This is a genomic window from Halorussus limi (assembly GCF_023238205.1).
Classification (GTDB): Archaea; Halobacteriota; Halobacteria; order Halobacteriales; family Haladaptataceae; genus Halorussus; species Halorussus limi.
The window spans coordinates 1887199-1903658 of the sequence record NZ_CP096659.1; the positions used below are offsets into that span (position 1 = coordinate 1887199).

21 protein-coding genes are annotated in these 16460 nt (G+C 66.4%); 11 read left to right on the plus strand and 10 right to left on the minus strand.

Annotated elements, in window-relative coordinates; translation table 11 throughout:
- Positions 1-146: 146 nt before the first annotated feature.
- Positions 147-1994 carry an ABC transporter substrate-binding protein gene (locus M0R89_RS09720; RefSeq protein WP_248648886.1) on the plus strand — a complete coding sequence of 616 codons (1848 nt, stop codon included), beginning with the start codon at positions 147-149 and terminating at the stop codon, positions 1992-1994.
- A gap of 328 nt (positions 1995-2322) precedes the next feature.
- Entirely contained in the window at positions 2323-3144 is an 822-nt protein-coding gene (locus M0R89_RS09725; protein WP_248648887.1) for a lipoate--protein ligase family protein, read from the plus strand.
- 58 nt (positions 3145-3202) lie between these two features.
- Here M0R89_RS09725 and M0R89_RS09730 read toward each other — a convergent pair whose 3' ends face one another.
- Positions 3203-3514, minus strand: a complete 312-nt coding sequence (locus tag M0R89_RS09730; protein ID WP_248648888.1) for a hypothetical protein — start codon at positions 3512-3514, stop codon at positions 3203-3205.
- Positions 3515-3651: 137 nt separating this feature from the next.
- On the opposite strand from M0R89_RS09730, the gene M0R89_RS09735 reads away from it, so the two are divergent.
- Complete coding sequence (locus M0R89_RS09735) at positions 3652-4482, plus strand: deoxyribonuclease IV (RefSeq protein WP_248648889.1); 831 nt, start codon at positions 3652-3654, stop codon at positions 4480-4482.
- Between the two features lie 260 nt (positions 4483-4742).
- Entirely contained in the window at positions 4743-5435 is a 693-nt protein-coding gene (locus tag M0R89_RS09740) for a CPBP family intramembrane glutamic endopeptidase (RefSeq protein ID WP_248648890.1), read from the plus strand.
- A gap of 83 nt (positions 5436-5518) precedes the next feature.
- On the opposite strand, the gene M0R89_RS09745 is transcribed toward M0R89_RS09740, so the two are convergent.
- Entirely contained in the window at positions 5519-5860 is a 342-nt protein-coding gene (locus tag M0R89_RS09745; RefSeq protein WP_248648891.1) for an AzlD domain-containing protein, read from the minus strand.
- Positions 5861-6541: an AzlC family ABC transporter permease gene (locus tag M0R89_RS09750; RefSeq protein WP_248648892.1), complete on the minus strand. Its 681-nt coding sequence runs from the start codon at positions 6539-6541 to the stop codon at positions 5861-5863. It lies immediately after the preceding gene.
- A gap of 221 nt (positions 6542-6762) precedes the next feature.
- Between M0R89_RS09750 and M0R89_RS09755 the strand changes: the two genes are divergently transcribed.
- The 3 genes from M0R89_RS09755 (at position 6763) to M0R89_RS09765 (ending at position 9698) form a co-directional block, all read left to right on the plus strand.
- A complete protein-coding gene (locus tag M0R89_RS09755) occupies positions 6763-7563 on the plus strand; it encodes a class I SAM-dependent methyltransferase (RefSeq protein ID WP_248648893.1) in 801 nt (266 codons plus the stop codon).
- Between the two features lie 54 nt (positions 7564-7617).
- Positions 7618-8481: a universal stress protein gene (locus M0R89_RS09760; protein ID WP_248648894.1), complete on the plus strand. Its 864-nt coding sequence runs from the start codon at positions 7618-7620 to the stop codon at positions 8479-8481.
- Positions 8482-8597: 116 nt separating this feature from the next.
- The gene (locus M0R89_RS09765) at positions 8598-9698 is read left to right on the plus strand and encodes an aminopeptidase (RefSeq protein WP_248648895.1); all 1101 of its coding nucleotides are present in this window, start codon (positions 8598-8600) and stop codon (positions 9696-9698) included.
- A gap of 352 nt (positions 9699-10050) precedes the next feature.
- Here the strand turns inward: M0R89_RS09765 and M0R89_RS09770 are convergent, their stop codons facing one another.
- From M0R89_RS09770 to M0R89_RS09800, 7 genes are all read right to left on the minus strand, one after another.
- Positions 10051-10698, minus strand: coding sequence for a DUF7095 family protein (locus M0R89_RS09770; protein WP_248648896.1), 648 nt, complete (start codon positions 10696-10698; stop codon positions 10051-10053).
- Positions 10699-10851: 153 nt separating this feature from the next.
- Positions 10852-11247, minus strand: coding sequence for a helix-turn-helix domain-containing protein (locus tag M0R89_RS09775; protein WP_248648897.1), 396 nt, complete (start codon positions 11245-11247; stop codon positions 10852-10854).
- 95 nt (positions 11248-11342) lie between these two features.
- Positions 11343-12311 (minus strand): sulfite exporter TauE/SafE family protein, encoded by a 969-nt coding sequence (locus tag M0R89_RS09780; protein ID WP_248648898.1) that lies wholly within the window; start codon positions 12309-12311, stop codon positions 11343-11345.
- A gap of 2 nt (positions 12312-12313) precedes the next feature.
- Positions 12314-12463 carry a DUF7512 family protein gene (locus M0R89_RS09785; protein ID WP_248648899.1) on the minus strand — a complete coding sequence of 50 codons (150 nt, stop codon included), beginning with the start codon at positions 12461-12463 and terminating at the stop codon, positions 12314-12316.
- A 134-nt stretch (positions 12464-12597) separates the two neighbouring features.
- A complete protein-coding gene (locus M0R89_RS09790) occupies positions 12598-13080 on the minus strand; it encodes a DUF6691 family protein (RefSeq protein WP_248648900.1) in 483 nt (160 codons plus the stop codon).
- Positions 13077-13562: a YeeE/YedE family protein gene (locus tag M0R89_RS09795; RefSeq protein ID WP_248648901.1), complete on the minus strand. Its 486-nt coding sequence runs from the start codon at positions 13560-13562 to the stop codon at positions 13077-13079. Before M0R89_RS09795 ends, M0R89_RS09790 begins: the two co-directional genes overlap by 4 nt.
- A gap of 9 nt (positions 13563-13571) precedes the next feature.
- The gene (locus M0R89_RS09800) at positions 13572-14771 is read right to left on the minus strand and encodes an MBL fold metallo-hydrolase (RefSeq protein WP_248648902.1); all 1200 of its coding nucleotides are present in this window, start codon (positions 14769-14771) and stop codon (positions 13572-13574) included.
- 271 nt (positions 14772-15042) lie between these two features.
- Here M0R89_RS09800 and M0R89_RS09805 point away from each other — a divergent pair, with 271 nt between their 5' ends.
- From M0R89_RS09805 to M0R89_RS09820, 4 genes are all read left to right on the plus strand, one after another.
- On the plus strand, positions 15043-15300 hold the full coding sequence (locus M0R89_RS09805; protein ID WP_248648903.1) for a sulfurtransferase TusA family protein: 258 nt from the start codon (positions 15043-15045) through the stop codon (positions 15298-15300).
- Position 15301: 1 nt separating this feature from the next.
- A complete protein-coding gene (locus M0R89_RS09810) occupies positions 15302-15886 on the plus strand; it encodes a DsrE/DsrF/DrsH-like family protein (protein ID WP_248648904.1) in 585 nt (194 codons plus the stop codon).
- 111 nt (positions 15887-15997) lie between these two features.
- A complete protein-coding gene (locus M0R89_RS09815; RefSeq protein ID WP_248648905.1) occupies positions 15998-16147 on the plus strand; it encodes a rhodanese-like domain-containing protein in 150 nt (49 codons plus the stop codon).
- Positions 16096-16284 (plus strand): hypothetical protein, encoded by a 189-nt coding sequence (locus tag M0R89_RS09820; protein ID WP_248648906.1) that lies wholly within the window; start codon positions 16096-16098, stop codon positions 16282-16284. The genes M0R89_RS09815 and M0R89_RS09820 overlap by 52 nt, the downstream gene beginning before the upstream one ends.
- Positions 16285-16460 lie beyond the last annotated feature (176 nt).

The window sequence follows — 16460 nt, forward strand, 5'->3', positions numbered from 1 at the left end:
GATATACTAAATCGCGGTGGCGACGAAACTGCCATTTTCGCCGAACCGGACTCGAAATACGTTCCTAGCGGCGGTTTTACTAACGCTGTCGTATACACTCACAGACACGTACATAAATAGAGCCGAACGTATTGAACTAGAGTGCTATGTCTGAACAAGACACGACTCGTCGCTCCTTCTTGAGAGCGACCGGAGGTGCGGCGTCGGCAGTCGCACTCGGGAGCGGATTCGTGGGGGCCAGCGCTGCACAAGAGACGACGACCGAAGGGGGTGAACAGGGGACGCAGACCGGGCAAGGGCAGGGCCAGCGGAGCGGCGGAACGCTCAATCTCATCAACTCGACGATGAGTACGCTGGACCCCATCAAGGCGACCGACACCGCCTCCGGTGAGGTCATCCAGCAGGTCTTCGACGCTCTGATGAATTACCCGAACGGGAACATCGAGGTCCAACCCCTCCTGGCGAAGAGCTACGAGGTCTCCGACGACTTCACGACGTACACCTTCACGATTCGGGAGGGCGCAACGTTCCACGACGGGTCCCAGGTCACGGCGCAGGACTTCGTCTACTCGTTCGAGCGACTCGCGCAGTCGGACAACTCCCGACGGTCGTACTTCATCCTCCAGTCCATCGGCGTCAAGCACTCGACCGACGCGGACGGGAACTACCAACCGGACACGCTGGGGGTCACGGCCCAGAACGACCGCACGCTCCGGATACAACTGGAGGAACCGTTCCACGCCACGCTCGAAATGCTGGCGTACACCTCGTTCGCCGCCGTGCCCGAAGGCATCGTCGGCGACATCAACGGGTACGACGGCGAACTCAGCTATCAGGAGTTCTCCACGAGCGCGCCCGTCGGGTGCGGTCCCTTCGAGTTCGAGACGTGGGAGTCGAACACCGAGGCGGCGGTAACGCGGTTCGACAACTACTACGGGAAGAAGGCCGAGGTGGACCGGGTTCACTGGCGGATAATGTCCGACGCGAACGCTCGGTTCACCTACGCGATGAACAAGAACGCCGACGCGTTCTCCATCCCGACCCAGTTCTACAACCCCAACGACGTCACCGTGACGACGACCGACAACCGGGGACGGAAGGTGGGGACCTACGGGCCGGTTCGGAACGGCGAGACGCTGAACTTCCTCGCGGTTCCGACCATCAACACGTTCTACATCGGGTTCAACACGAATCAGGTCGAGACGGCCGCCAGGAAGGCCGCGGCGTACGTGATGAACAAGGAACAACTGGTCGAACAGGTGTTCAAGGGCCGCGGCAGACCGGCCTACCACTTCACGCCGCCGGCCATCTACCCCGGCGGTAACGACGCCTATCAGAAGCACGCCCAGGAGGAGTACCCCTACAGCTACCGCCAGACCGACATCGCGCAGGCCCGGCAGGTGATGGAGGAGGCAGGATACGGCCCGAACAACCGGTACAGCTTCACGTTCACGGTCTACCAGCGGTCGAACACGTGGCCGCAGGTGGGCCAACTCCTGCGGGACAAACTCTCCAGCGCGCACATCGACATGACCATCGAGACAGCGCCGTTCTCGACCCTGCTCCAGCGGGGCCGCGAGGGGAACCTGCAGGCGTACTCGCTCGGGTGGGTCATGGACTGGCCCGCGCCCGACAACTTCCTGCAACTGCTCAACCCGCCGCTGACCGACACCTCCCAGAGCGCGCCCATCTCGTACGTCAACTGGTCGGGAACCGAGGCGTCCCAGCGGGCGAGGCAGGCGTGGACCACTATCCAGAACAACCCCGCGCCGACCGACAAGGCCGAGCGACTCCGGAATCAGGCGTACATCGAGATGGAGGAGGCCAACTGGCAGGACAACGTCTTCCTCAACGTCTACCACGAGACCGACCAGCGGTTCTGGTACGACTACGCCCAGATTCCGAAGTTCGGCGCGGCCGGAACCAGCCGTCAGATGTTCAACGGAGTGACGCTGAACGAACCGAACGGCGGCGGTGGCGGCGGGTCGAACTGAGGTTCGGTCGACGTTCGACTCGGTCGGGTCCGCTCGACCCGGACGAGTCGGTTCGACTCTCGGACCAGAAGCAGTGACGACCCCGCGAGGAGTCGCCTCGCTACCGCGCGTCGTCGCGTTCGTCGCCGGACGGGCCGCCGAACAGTCCGGCGCACACCGCCGCCCACGCTTCGGTCCGCTTCGACCGCTTGTTGCCGAGTCGGGTCAGGTCCATATCTAGTTTAGGCCACCCTAAACCACTTAACCCTTCTGCTCGGTTCCCCGGTTCCGCTTGGGACCCGAACGCCGGTTCGCAATCCACTTGGTGCCCTCGCGCGAACGCTCGGGCATGGCGCTGTCCGACCGGGAGTGGCGAGTGATTCGCGAGGAGTCCCGACGCGGCCCCCTCAACATGGCCTTGGACGAGATAGCCGCGGCGACCGCGGCCGAGGAGGGAGTTCGGACCGTCCGGGTCTACCAGTGGGACCCCAGCACGCTCTCGCTGGGCTACCGGCAGGACTCCGACACCGTGGCGTGGGACTACTGCGACCGCGAGGGCATCACCGTCACCCGCAGACCCACCGGCGGCGGCGGTATCTACCACGACCGCCACGGCGACATCTCCTACTCCATCGTCGCGCCCGCCGACGAACTGCCGGGCGACCTGATGGAGACCTACGAACTGCTCTGCGAACCCGTCTTCGACGCCTTCGAGCGACTCGGCGTCGACGCGCGGTTCACCGACGAGAAACTCCCCGAAATCCACCAACCGGCCTGCTATCTCCGAGAACTCCACCCGGCCCACGACGTGGTCGCGGGCGACGGTCGGAAAATCAGCGGCAACGCCCAGTACCGCCGGAAGGACGCGGTCATCCAGCACGGGTCGCTGAAGTTCGACGTCGACGCCGACCGCCACCTCTCGACGTTCGCCGACCCCGACACCACGCCCGAGGAGTTCCGCGAGCGCGTGACGACGATGGCGGAGCAGACGGGGCAGGCGAGACTGACCCGCGAGGAGGCGGTCGAAGCAGTCGAGGAGGCCCTCCGCGAGTGGGCCGACGCCGACGAAGGGAGTTGGACCGACGACGAACTGGCGCGCGCCGAGGAGCGCGCGGAAGCGAAGTTCGAGAGCGAGGCGTGGGTTCGGGACCGCGAAGACCCGACGGAGTGAGTCGCAACCGCTCGGACTCCCACACCGCCGGGCGTCACCGGAACGGGATTTCTCGACGCTACGTCGCTCTCGTCCGGTAGTAACTCCGCTCGCCGTCCCCGGTGTCGATGATCCTGCGCTCCAGCGCACCGTGGTCCACGAGTCGGTCCAGAATCGAACTCACGGTCGCCACGTCGATGATACAGCCGATGAGGTCGCCGTCCTCGGCGTGGGCCACGTTGGCCTCCGACCACCCCGTCTCCATCACTGCCTCGGTTACCTCCCGAACGTTGTACGCCTGCTTGTCGTGTTCGTGCAGGAACTGGACGATTCGCTCCTCGATGGAGTAGCGCTCGCTCCCTTCCTCGAAGGCGTCGATGCTGATAGGCACACCCGGCGTAGGCCCCGGATTCCAATAAGGGTGTGGCCCGAGAGAACGCCGCGCGGTCGGGCCCCGAATCGCCGACTCCCCGGAACTCCGCCGTCGGTTCCGAAGCGCCTTTCACCCCTCCATCCCTGCCCGGATACATGAGAGTTGGCGCGCACGAATCCATCGCTGGCGGCGTCTACAACGCCGTAGACGAACAGATAGAGGACGGCGGTAACTGCGGACAGATATTCACTCACTCCCCGCAGGTGTGGCAGGACCCGAACATCGGCGACGACGAGGCCGAGCAGTTCCGCACGCTGTCGGCCGAGAACGACGTGGGACCGTGGGTCATTCACTCGTCGTACCTCGTGAACCTCTGCACGCCGAAGGCGGACCTCCGCGCGAAGTCCGTCGACTCGATGCAGAAGGAGGTCGACGCGGCGGCCAAACTCGACATTCCGTACGTCAACGTCCACCTCGGCGCGCACACCGGGGCCGGCGTCGACGGCGGCCTCGACAACGCCGCGTCCGCGCTGGACGAGTTGGACATTCCGGAGGGCGTCACCGTCCTCATCGAGAGCGACGCCGGGTCGGGCACGAAGTTGGGCGGCGACTTCGAGCATCTCGCCGAGGTGCTGGACCGCTCCGAGCAGGACCTCGACGTGTGCGTCGACACCGCCCACGCCTTCGCCGCGGGCTACGACCTTTCGACCGAGGAGGGTGTCCACGACACCATCGCCGAGTTCGACGACGTGGTCGGACTGGAGCATCTAAAGTGCGTCCACCTCAACGACTCGAAACACGAGTGCGGCACGAACAAGGACGAACACGCCCACATCGGCGAGGGACTCATCGGCGAGGAGGGCATGCGCGCGTTCATCAACCACCCGGACCTCGAAGACGTGCCTCTCGTCCTCGAAACGCCCCACGAGGACGGCAAGGGCTTCGCGTGGAACATCGAGCGCGTGAAGGAACTGCGCGAGGACTGAACGGTCGCTCGGCCTCGTACGCCGGTCGGTCGGAACGCGGTTTCTTCGAGGAACTGCGATGTCAGTATGTACGGATACGAGGCCACTACGCCCTGTTTTCGAGCGTTACAGCTCACGAGACCAGCCGCTGAATGACAACTACTAAGTAATTTATCATACCTGTCATAGGTATGGAACTGTCGGATCACGAGCAAAGCGACGCAGTCGCAGCGGACCCCAAGTCTCCGAGCGGAGCGCGATGGAAACGTGGACTAGTTGCCGTGGGCCTGACGGTAGTCGCCGTCGTGGTGAACGGCATCTTCACGCTGCCCGCACTCTTCTGGTTGACCGGTATCGAGCGGACCCTCGGAGTGACGGTTCTCGGCGAGGTGGCGTTCGCCGTCGTCGGTGCGGGATTTCTGACGTTGACCGGGCGGGGACTGGACTTCCTCGACCTCTCCGTTCCCGATTCCCGAACGCTCGCGAAGTACGTCCTCGGCGCGACCGCGGCGTTGTTCGCGCTACGGTCGGCTGTCGTCGGGGTGGCGTCACTGGCGGGCGTCCCCCTCGCTCCCCCGAGCATCCTGCAATCGTCGGTCGATACGCAGTCGCTCCTGTTGGCGATGATTCCGCTCTCCGTCCTCGTAATCGGTCCCTCCGAGGAGTTGTTGTTCCGAGGCGTCGTCCAGCGATACCTCGCCGGGGCGTTCTCTGTCCGCGGTGCGGTCTTCGGCGCGGGCGTCCTCTTCGCCGCGATTCATCTGCCGACGCTGGTGGTCGTGCCGTCCGCACTCGGTATCGCGGTTACCCTCTTCGTCATCCTCCTCGTCGGTCTCGCCTTCGGATGGCTGTACGCGTCCACCGATTCGCTCCCCGTCGCGATGGCCGTTCACGGCCTCTACAACGCCTCTATTTTCGCATCGGCGTACCTCCTGATCGAGTTCGACGTCATCGCCGCGGGCGTCTCGTGGTGAGGGCGTCCTCCTCGAACGAGGAGCGTAGCCTTCGGGAAGGGGTTAACGCGTGCGGTGAACCGGCGAGGGCGCTCGTCGCTCCGCTACCTGAAGAAGAACGTCAGGAGCCACAGGCTCGCCATCCCGGCGACGAGCGTCGCCAGAACGTCCTCGGTCCGCCACGCCACCAGCGCCGCGAGCGCGCCCGCCAGCAGTCGCGGGTTCGCGGACGAGAGCGCGACCGACCCGTCTACGACGACAAGTTGGGGCGCGACCAGCGCCGCCAGCACCGCCGCGGGGACGAATCGGAGCGCGCGCTCGACCACCGCCGGCACGTCGTCGAGGAGGCCGAACAGACCGATGAACGAGAACCGGATGAGGAAGGTCCCGACGCCCGCCGCGAGGATGACCAGCCACAGCGTCACCGACCCGTAGTCGGTCGCCATCTACGCCACCTCCTCGGCCAGTAGTCCGGCCGCGATGCCGACGACGGCGGCGGTTATCAGTCCCAGATTGAACGGGAGTCCGTTGGCGGCGACCCCGACCGACCCCCCGACGAGCGCGGCGATACCGGTCGCGCGGTCGGTGACCGCCGGGACCAGCACCGCGAGGAACACCAGCGGGACCGCGAACTCCAGTCGCCAACTGTCGGGGACGCTCGCGCCGAGGACGATGCCGACGACCGTGGCGAGTTGCCACGTCACCCAGAGCGCGCTCGCGACGCCGAGGTAGTACCACCGCCGGGAGACGTCCTCGTCGTTCTCGAACCGCAACAGCGACACCGCGTAGGCTTGGTCGGTGAGCAGGTACGCCAGCGCGCCCTTCCACCGGGCCGACTCGCGCTGGAAGTACGGCGCGATGGAGGCGCTGTACATCATCATCCGGAGGTTGATGACGAGGACGGTGAACACGACCACGACGGCCGGCGCGTTCCGGCCGACGAGTTCGGCCGCCGCGAGTTGCGAGGCCCCGGCGAAGATGACGACCGACATCGCGACAGCCTCGACCGCTGGGATGCCCGCGTTGACCGCGGCCACGCCCGCCACCATTCCGAACGGAACGATACCGAGGAGAATCGGGAGGGCGACGCGAACGCCCGAACGGAAATCTGCACGTGGAGATGTCACTGTCCGTTCGTAGGCGCACCGAGGGGTATCATCCTTGTTTTTCCGGCGAGGCGTTCGGACCGAACCTCCCCGGCGAAGCGCAGACCGAACGCCCGGCGAAGCGTAGACCGAACGCCCGGCGAAGCGCAGACCGAATGCCCCCGGCGGACTCGCCCGGCGACTCGCTCGCCGGGACCGCCCCGCTTTTCACCGACCGCCTCCAAACCCGACCAGAATCAGCCGTGCGACAGTTCTCCGCCGACTACCTCCGAGATACGCGCCGCGGGATGTGGGACGACCGCGAGGCGCTGGCCGACCTGCGACTCGACTCCAGAGAGCGCGTCCTCGACGCGGGATGCGGCACGGGCGAACTCTCCCGCGTCCTCGCCGAGGAGACGCCGGGCGAGGTAATCGGGGCGGACGCCGACCCCGACCTCCTCGCGGTGGCGCGCGAGCAGGCCGGCGTCGAGACGGTCGCCGGCGACGCCCTCCGCCTGCCCTTCCCCGACGACTGCTTCGACCTCGTGGTCTGTCAGGCCCTGCTCATCAACCTCCCCGACCCTGCCGCCGCGGTCCGGGAGTTCCGACGGGTCTCCTCGGACCTCGTGGCCGCGGTCGAACCCGACAACGCCGCGGTGGCGGTCGAGTCCACCGTCGAGACCGAGAGCGACCTCGCGGCCCGCGCGCGCCGGGCCTACCTCGACGGCGTCGAGACCGACGTGACGCTGGGCGGGTCGGGCACCCGCGAGGCGTTCGCCGCGGCCGGACTCTCGGACGCCGCGACTCGCCGCCACGTCCACGCCCGGACGGTCGAACCGCCCTACGCCGAACGCGACCTGCGCGCGGCCCGCCGGAAGGCCAGCGGCGAGGGACTGGCCGACGACCGGGCGACCCTGCTGGCGGGCGACCTCTCGGCCGCCGAGTACGACGACCTCCGGACCGACTGGCGCGAGATGGGCCGGGCCGTCGTCGAGCAGATGAGCGCGGGCGAGTACCGCCGGGCCGAGGTCGTCCCCTTCTACGTGACCGTCGGGTCGGTCTGAAGGTCGGTCCGCCGTGCCAACCTCTTTGGTCTCTCTCGCCGACGTTCGAACGCCATGTTCGAGGACATTCTGGTTCCTGTCGACGGGAGCGACGGGGCCGACGCCGCGGTCGGACACGCCGCCGACGTCGCCGAACGGTTCGAGGCGACCGTTCACGTCCTGTTCGTCGCCAGCACGAACCGCGACAGCGTGACCGTGGTCGGGAGTGACGTAGTGGACGCCTTGGAGCGCGAAGGCGGCGACATCGTAGACGCCGCGGCCGAGGACCTCCGAGAGCGCGGCGTCGCGTGCGAGTCGGAGGTCGTGCAGGGCGACCCCGCCACGGCCATCGCCGACTACGCCGACTCGCGGGAGATGGACCTCGTGGCGATGGCGACCCACGGCCGGACGGGTCTCTCGCGGTACCTGCTGGGGAGCGTGACCGAGAAGGTCGTCCGCCTCTCGGACGTGCCGGTCGTCACGATTCGGACCCACGAGGAGGCCCGCACGTCGTTCCCCTACGAGAACGTCTTGGCGGCGACCGACGGGAGCGAGGCCGCGAACGCGGCCGCCGACCGCGCGGCGTCCCTCGCGGCGGCCCTAGACGCCACCCTCCACGCCGTCTCGGTCGTGGACGACGCGTCGCTCGGATTCGACGTGCGCTCGGCGGCCGCCACCGACGAACTCCGGGCGACCGCCGAGGACGCGATAGCCGACGTGGCCGCCACCGCCGACGAGGCGGGCGTCGAGCGCGTCCGGGAGGAACTCCTCCGGGGGCGCGTCCATCGAGCGATTCTCGACTACGCCGACGACGAGGACGTGGACCTAATCGTCGCGGGAACCCGCGGCAGGGGCGGCACCGACCGAATCCTCCTCGGGAGCGTCACCGAGCGACTCGTCCGCACGTCGCCGGTGCCCGTGCTGACGGTGCGTCGGTAAGTCCGTCCTGCTATTTCGTCGGTAGACTGTCTTGCCGTTTCGTCGGTAGCGAGACCGCGAGGCGGCGGGTGAGCGACTCGAAAAGACATATCGGTCCGGTCGGCGTCGGTGTTCGTATGGACCCGCGAATCCGAAATCACGCCGACATTCTCGTCGACCACTGCACCGACCTCGACCCGAGCGACGACGTGGTCGTTCAGGCCCCGCCCGTCGCCGAGGACCTCGCGGTCGCCGTCGCCGAGCGAGTCGGCGAGGTGGGCGCAAATCCCTCGATTTCGCTACAGAGCGAGCGCGCGACGCAGGCGTACCTCCGGGCCAGCGACCCCGACGACTTCGAGACGCCCGAGCATCGACTGGCGATGATGGAGGCGGCCGACGCGTTCGTCCTCATCAAAGGCGACCGGAACACCGCCGAGATGAGCGACGTCCCCTCCGAGACGCTCGCGGCCTTCCGCCGGGCGCTCCAACCGCTGCAGGAGGCCCGCATGGGCAAACGCTGGGTCGGCACGCAGTTCCCCGCGCCGGGCAACGCCCAGAAGGCAGAGATGAGTACCGCGGCGTACGAGGAGTTCGTCTACGACGCGGTCGACAAGGACTGGGACGCCCAGCGCGAACACCAGCGCCAGATGGTCGAGATTCTCGACCCCGCCGACGAGGTCCGCATCGTCTCGGGCGACACGACCGACCTCCGCATGAGCGTCGAGGGCATGAAGACGGTCAACGACTACGGCGAGAAGAACCTCCCCGGCGGCGAGGTGTTCACCGCGCCGGTCCCCGACTCGGTGGAGGGCGAGGTCCTGTTCGACAAACCGCTCTTGCGCCACGGTCGGGAGATACACGACGCGTACCTCCGATTCGAGGACGGCGAAGTCGTGGACCACGACGCCTCGAAGAACGCCGGCCTGCTCGCCAGCATCCTCGACACCGACGAGGGCGCGCGCCGCCTCGGCGAACTCGGCATCGGGATGAACCGCGACATCGACCGGTTCACCTACAACATGCTCTTCGACGAGAAGATGGGCGACACGGTTCACATGGCCGTCGGAAAGGCCATCGCGGAGACGGTGCCCGAGGGCCAACCGCGCAACGAGAGCGCGGTCCACACCGACATGATAGTGGACATGAGCGAGGACTCCTACATCGAAGTGGACGGCGAAATCGTCCAGCGCGACGGCACGTTTAGATTTGAAGACGGCTTCGAGGAGAGCGAGGCCTGAGCGGAGCGAAGGCCTCGAACCGAAGCGGGGAGCGTGACGACCCGTAGAGGACGGCTTCGAGGAGTGAGGCGACTGGTCCGGACTCGACCGTAGAGAACGAAATATAATTCTAAGAGACGACTTCTTCGTTCTTAGGAACTCAAGAATATTCTTCGGGCGTCACGCTACGCTTCGCGGCGCGACCCGCGGGTCGCGTCGCGAGATTTTAACTGTGAGGCCCGGACCAACCCCATCCGTGACCTGAGAACTGCCGCGCGGGCGGTCGAGGCGGTTGCGCTGTGGACTCCCGCGCGAACACTAACACAGCCTATTCGCAAGCCGCGCTACGGCGTCCGCTCAACCGAGAGCGAACTCACACCACGTCGCCGCGGACCGTCGCGCCCTCTTGGCGCTTCCGGTAGGACTCGACCGCTTCTGCGGCCTCGTCGGTCTTCTCCTCGTCCATGCCGAGCATCTCCAGCGCGTCGGGAAGCGTCGGGAAGGCGAGTTCGCTCTCCCGGAGTTTGCGCAGGGCGTCGTCGCTCCGCTGGCCCTCCGCCCAGAGGCAGACGCCTCGCGGGTCCAGAATCTGCTCGTAGGACTCGCGCTGGATGGCCCCCTGCAGACGCTGGGTCACGTTGTCCTCGAAACTGGAGTTGCAGACTTCGAGGTGGACCGGTTCGTCGTCGGGCAGGAGGTGGGCGGCCAGACACTTCTCCGGCGCGACGTGACCGCTGTCGTTGGCGCGGATGTGCTCGGGGAACTGCTCGGCCCACTCGGCCCGGACGGTCTTGCCGACGCCCTCGACGCCGTGGGACTTCCGGAACTCCTCGGCGGCGTCGCCGTCGTCGCCCCGCAGGAGGATGTCCTTGGTGACGTACACGTCCAGTCGCTCGACCGGGTCGAGTCCGAGCGCCGCGTCGCCGTAGACCCACAACTCGCGGACCGGCACGGGCATCGTCTCGTTCTCGACGGTGTCGAGGATGGCTTCGACCCGCTCGATGGCCTCGTCTCGGTTCATTGCTCGCGTGTTGGTGGCCGGGCGGGTTAACGGTGGCGTGTCGGGATTCGAAATAGGGTCAGCGCGTCCACCGAGCGTCGGGCCACTACGCACGGACCGATGGCGACGCCTCGAAGTCGTCGAATAGAAACCGAAACTCGGTCGCGTCTCGGGTCAGTTCTCGGCCGCGACCGGCTGTTGGTCGTACTTGTCGCGGAACTCTTGGAGCAACTGGCCCATCTTGGCGTACCAGTCGTTGAGCATCCGCTGCATGTCGTCGGCCACCTCGTCGGGGTCGGTCGGCCGGTAGACGTGGTAGTAGCCGCCCTGCTCGTAGTTGACCTGCTCCTTCTGGACGAACCCGGACTGGAGGAGGCGCTGGATGGCCCGGTAGGCGGTCGAGCGCTCGCGGTCGACTCGTTCGGCCACTTCGTCGATGGTCAACGGCTCTTCGGTCTCCACCAGCACCTGAAAGCAGTCCCGGTCGAGTTCCTTCAGGCCGTGGATGCACTCGAGTAGTCCCTCACATTCCATGTCCTTCTGCAGGTATTCGGCCATCGAGTCTGCCATTTTCTTAGTGGTCGGTAAGAACTACGCCCGTAAAAGGATTTGCATGATTTGCACACGACTACGGGTTACGGCTCTTGACTCGGCGGCGGCGGGCGTCAGTCGCCCGCCGCGGCGATGGCCCTCTCGCGGCGGAGTTCCGAAACCGTCGTGTAGACGACGGCCCCCGCTACCAGCAGCGCCGACCCGAAGACGAGCACGATACTCACCGTGTTCAGCGCCTCGATACCGTAGGCGCTTCCCACTTCCTTCGCGGCGACTGCGACGCTCCCGCCGAGGAGCATCGCGGCGAAGTAGCCCTTGATGTCGCCCTCCTCGACGACGTTGGTCGCGGCCGACCCGACGCGAGCGCCGAGCGTGCTCCCCGCGAGGAGCGAGGCCACGACCGGGAGCGCGACGTTACCGGCTTGGGCGTACCGGAAGGCACCGAACCCGCCCGAGACGGTGATCTGAAACACGTCGGTTCCGACCGCCACCGCCGCGGGCACGCCGAGGCCGTACATCATCGCGGGCATCAGCAGGAACCCTCCGCCGACTCCGAGGAAGCCCGACAGCACGCCGACGAACAGCGCGATGGCCATCGTCAGCCACAGCGACACGTCGCCGCCGTCCGTCAGCGAGATGCGGGGCGGCGCGTCGAAGTTCCGAACCCTCCGGGCGACCGGGTGGCGTTCGTCGATGTCCTCGGTGCGCGCGTCGCGGAGGACGAAGATTCCGACCGTACCGAGCATGAGGACGTAGGCGGCGCTGACGACCGTGTCGGCGAAGCCGAGTTCGCTCAGGGCGTCCACGAAGGTCTTACCGACCTCGATGCCGGCGGTCATTCCCAGTATCATGATACCGCCGAGCTTGTAATCGACCTGCCCGTGGTCGCGGTGCTTGAGCGCCGCGATGAACGAGGTCCCGAAGACGAACGCGAGGCCGGACCCGACCGCCGTCTGGGAACTGTAGCCCATCACCAGCAGCGCGGGCGTCACGAGGAACGACCCGCCCATCCCGAAGAATCCGAATAGGACTCCGATGAGCAGGCCGAACCCGACGAAGACGGTGATTCCGAACGGGTCCATGCTCAGGCCCCCGTCACCGCCTCGGTCAACGCCGGGCCGGCGATTCGTTCGAGCGCCGTGTACACCGCGTTTAGTGTGAGCGCCTCGCCGATGACGGCCCCCACGATGGCCGCGGCCTGCGCGTTTCCGGAGAGGGTTTCGATCCCGAACACGGTTACGTCCCTTCGGGTCCGCGAGTTCGTTCGGTCGACTGTGCGTGCGTCATGGTTATTCTCTTAATTGGGTATATCATACAATACTATTTCCAGCAGCTTCAGTTCGTGACGTGTGAAGTACATCGAGGAGGTTAGTCGGCGTTTACCGCCGCCGTGGCGTCGTTTTCGCTTCGATACGTCCGCCAGATGCCTTGGGCGTACGCGCCGAGGAACATCCCTGCGATGGCGAGCAGAATCGGGTAGTTCCCGATACCGAGGCTGGCGTAGGCCGCGCCCGGACAGATGCCCGAGATACCCCAGCCGACGCCGAAGACGACCCCGCCCGCGAGGACGTTCCGGTCGAACGATTTGAGGCGTCTGGCGTAGCTCCGGCCGGTCAGGGGCGCGCTGTCGAGGAAGTTGACCCCGATCGCGAACGCGACCCCCGCGACGAGCGAGCCGGTGCCCAGCACGAACAGCAGGCCGAAGTCCTCGAACTGGAGGAAGTCCAGCACGACCTCCGGCCGGGCCATGCGGCTAAGGCCGAGGCCGAAGCCGAACAGCAGCCCGCCCGCCACGACGAGGGGCACGAACAGGGGATGGCGGTCCCGCTCGGGCTCCGCGTTCCGGCTCACGGCGACACCCCCAGCGATTGCAGTATCTGGGCGGTCACGATAGCGACGCCGAGGAAGGTGGCGACGTTGACCAGCGAGGTCGGTGCCACCGATCCGACGCCGCAGATGCCGTGACCGGAGGTGCATCCCTTCCCGATTCGGGTGCCGACGCCGACGAGGAAGCCCCCGCCGAGGAGCCGCCACCAAGAGACCCGAGTGGTCCAGCCGAAGTCGCCGAAGCCGACGGCGTAGACGGCCGCCCCGGCGACGATGCTCAGCGTGAACGCGACCCGCCAGTCGCGGGACGCGACGTACTTCGCGCGGTTGAACCGCGGCAGGTCCGACACGTACGACAGCGTGGACTCGAAGAACGTGCTCGCCCCCGCCGGGACGGCGGTGCCGAGGTAGATGGCGGCGGTGCCCAGTCCGATGAGCGCCCCGCCGACCGCGTACCGCCAGATTCCGTAGGGGAACAGTTCCCCGAACGTTACGAGTGGTTCCATGTGTCTCGCTTATCTTTGGTCGCTGGTCATCGCGTCCGAACTGGCCGCGCAGTTGTTCGGCCCGAGTTCCAGCTCGAACGCCTCTTCGTCGGTCCGTTCCTCCCGCCCGAGGTTGGTCGCGATGACCTCCTCGTAGTTGGCGGGGCGCGGAGGCATGTCCGACAGGACGAGTTCGACGAACTCGTCTTCGTCCATCGTGAGCGCGTCCATCTTCTCCGTCAGATTACCGATAGTGTCGGTGTAGGTGCCGTCCTCGCGGGTGTCGGCCGCGTCGCTGAAGTGCGCGCCGCCCACGACCACGTCGTCGTTGAGCGCGAGGACGCGCTCCTGCAGGGACTCGTAGAGTTGGCGGGCCGCGTCGGGAGCGCCCTCGTCGCCGTCCTCCAAGTCCGGCCGGGCGACGCTCTCGGCGAACAGGCCGTCGCCCGTCAGGAGGACGGCGTCGTCCACGAGGTAGGAGGTCATGCCCGAGGTGTGACCGGGCGTGAACACCGCCTCGATTTCCGCGTCGCCGACTCGGAACGCGTCGCCGTCCTCGGCCCGCGTGACCTCGTCGCCGTAGGTGACGCCGCGGTCGATGGCGGCCGCCGGGAGGACGCCCTCGGCACCGGCCTCGTCGGCGAGCGCCCGGACGCCCGAGACGTGGTCGGCGTGGACGTGCGTGTCGATTGCGTACTTCAGGTCGGCACCGAGCGAGCGGGCGTCACGCCGGTAGGTGTCGGTGAACGCCCGCAGGGGGTCGACGACCGCGGCCTCGTCGCCGGAGACGACGAGGTAGCTCATACAGCCGCTGGAGGGACGCTGGTACTGCGCCACGGTGGCGTCGGTGGCCGCGTCGATTTCCGTGTACTCGAAGATGCGCGCCCAGCCCTGCATCCCGTCCGCGAGGGTGCGAGCGTCGTAGCCTCGTTCGATTAGCTCGCCGGCGACGTACTCGCTGGCGTGGCCCTTCGCGCAGACGACGGTAATCTCGCGGCCGTCGGGCAACCGCTCGAAGACCGCTTCGTCGGGGTCGCCGGCGAGGAATTCGAAGTACGGGACGTTGAGGCTCTCGACGTTCTCGCCGTCGATGGCCCACTCCTCTGCGTCGTCGGGGGCGCGCGTGTCGAGGACGAACACCTCCTCGCCGCCCTCGATGCGGTCTCTCAGCGCTTCGGGGTCGATGCGTTCGACGTCGGCGTCCGGCGTCGGAAACTCTGGTTCGCTCATTACGAGTTATCCTAATCGGGCGCTCCTTCATAAGGGTTTGCAAAGAATTGCGCAATACCAACAATACCTTATCGGCGGTTCCCCGGCTCTCAGACCGCAATGGGGTGGAAACTGTGCCGTCAGACCTTGAATTGTGAATCTGTATCACGCAGACCGCTCTATGCCAGCGAACGAAGCGGGCAGAAATTCCTACTCTTCCCAAGAACCAACAAACCTTTACCCTCGAACGGAATATTGCTCGGTACACACAAGATAAACCACTGGTGTAATCATGAGTGAAGCATACGACGTTACCGAGACGCTAGACGTGAAGGGACAGTCCTGCCCGATGCCCGTCGTCAAGTCCAAGCAGGCGACCGACGGACTCGACGCCGGCGAGGTGCTGGAAGTGACCGCGACCGACTTCGGGAGCGTGAGCGACATCGAGGGGTGGGCGAACACGACCGACGGCGTCGAACTCCTCGACCAGCGGGAGACCGAGGAGGGCGGCGAATCGGTCTACAAGCACTACGTGCGCAAGACCGAGTGAGATGAGCGCGAACACTCAACAGGCCACGGACGCCGCGGCGAGTGCGGAGGACGTGGCGGACCTGCGCGCCCGCGTCGAGGAGTTGGAGGAGGAGCTATCGGCGGTCGAGTCGGCGGGCGGCGACGCTCCGAAGAAGATGACCATCGTCGCCACGAAGGGTACTTTCGACATGGCGTACCCGCCGCTCATCCTCGCCAGCACTGCGGCCGCTTTCGGCTGGGACGTGGTGGTCTTCCACACGTTCTGGGGGCTGGACATCCTCCACGAGGAGAAGTCCGAGAACCTCAAACTTAGCGCGGTCGGCAACCCGAACGTGTCGATGCCCAACGCCGTCGCCGCCCTGCCGTTCATGGATTCGGTGGCGACCAAGCTGATGGAGCGGAGAATCGACGAGCAGGGCACCGCGACCATCGGCGAACTGGTCGAGTTGTCGCTCGACACCGGCGTGGAGTTGCAGGCCTGCCAGATGACGATGGAACTGATGGACTACGACGAGGACGCGTTTTACGACGACGTGACGACCGGCGTGGGCGCGGCCACTGCGCTCGAACACATGGCCGACGCCGACATCCAGTTGCTCGTCTAACTTCCCGACTCGATTTTCCGTTCGCGTCGCCGCCGACCCGAACTAGTCTTGCACTGTATTTACACTGGCAACCAGGATTAAGCCGCCTGCGACCGGATTTCCGGTGGGACCATGCCAGCGAAAGTGACTCCGCGGCGGTTGGCGGACATGCTCGACTCGGGCGAGGACTTCGCCCTCCTCGACACGCGCGGCGACGAGAGCTACGAGTCGTGGCACGTCCGGGGCGCGACGCAGTTCCCCTTCACGCCGACGAGGACCTGACCGACGACCGGAAGTCGGAACTCGACGGCCTCCTCGACGGAGCGGAGCGAATCGTCGCCGTCAATCGCGGTACCGAGTCCGTCGAGGCGGAGGGGGCGACCGAACTGGAGACGGGACCGAACCGCTGTTCGGCCTGAGGCCGCGGTAGAAGGCCGCCCGCTCCGTTCTCCGCTCTGGCGTAGTCACACTACTCTCCCTCTCGCGACGGCCATAAATCAGATAAAGCGATACAGAATACTGCTCCGCCCGCGATTCGTCGGCTCGCGCGGCGACCTCGAAGCGGTCCCGAATCGTCCGAAAACCGGCCGTAGAC

What these genes read in the sequence shown, in the direction of transcription:
- M0R89_RS09735 (WP_248648889.1), top strand. Translation starts at nt 3,652, where the DNA reads ATGAGAGTTGGCGCGCACGAATCCATCGCTGGCGGCGTCTACAACGCC.
- M0R89_RS09795 (WP_248648901.1), bottom strand. Translation starts at nt 13,562, where the DNA reads ATGGAACCACTCGTAACGTTCGGGGAACTGTTCCCCTACGGAATCTGG.
- M0R89_RS09810 (WP_248648904.1), top strand. Translation starts at nt 15,302, where the DNA reads ATGAGCGCGAACACTCAACAGGCCACGGACGCCGCGGCGAGTGCGGAG.
- M0R89_RS09815 (WP_248648905.1), top strand. Translation starts at nt 15,998, where the DNA reads ATGCCAGCGAAAGTGACTCCGCGGCGGTTGGCGGACATGCTCGACTCG.
- M0R89_RS09725 (WP_248648887.1), top strand. Translation starts at nt 2,323, where the DNA reads ATGGCGCTGTCCGACCGGGAGTGGCGAGTGATTCGCGAGGAGTCCCGA.
- M0R89_RS09720 (WP_248648886.1), top strand. Translation starts at nt 147, where the DNA reads ATGTCTGAACAAGACACGACTCGTCGCTCCTTCTTGAGAGCGACCGGA.
- M0R89_RS09805 (WP_248648903.1), top strand. Translation starts at nt 15,043, where the DNA reads ATGAGTGAAGCATACGACGTTACCGAGACGCTAGACGTGAAGGGACAG.
- M0R89_RS09760 (WP_248648894.1), top strand. Translation starts at nt 7,618, where the DNA reads ATGTTCGAGGACATTCTGGTTCCTGTCGACGGGAGCGACGGGGCCGAC.
- M0R89_RS09780 (WP_248648898.1), bottom strand. Translation starts at nt 12,311, where the DNA reads ATGGACCCGTTCGGAATCACCGTCTTCGTCGGGTTCGGCCTGCTCATC.
- M0R89_RS09765 (WP_248648895.1), top strand. Translation starts at nt 8,598, where the DNA reads ATGGACCCGCGAATCCGAAATCACGCCGACATTCTCGTCGACCACTGC.
- M0R89_RS09775 (WP_248648897.1), bottom strand. Translation starts at nt 11,247, where the DNA reads ATGGCAGACTCGATGGCCGAATACCTGCAGAAGGACATGGAATGTGAG.
- M0R89_RS09800 (WP_248648902.1), bottom strand. Translation starts at nt 14,771, where the DNA reads ATGAGCGAACCAGAGTTTCCGACGCCGGACGCCGACGTCGAACGCATC.
- M0R89_RS09745 (WP_248648891.1), bottom strand. Translation starts at nt 5,860, where the DNA reads ATGGCGACCGACTACGGGTCGGTGACGCTGTGGCTGGTCATCCTCGCG.
- M0R89_RS09770 (WP_248648896.1), bottom strand. Translation starts at nt 10,698, where the DNA reads ATGAACCGAGACGAGGCCATCGAGCGGGTCGAAGCCATCCTCGACACC.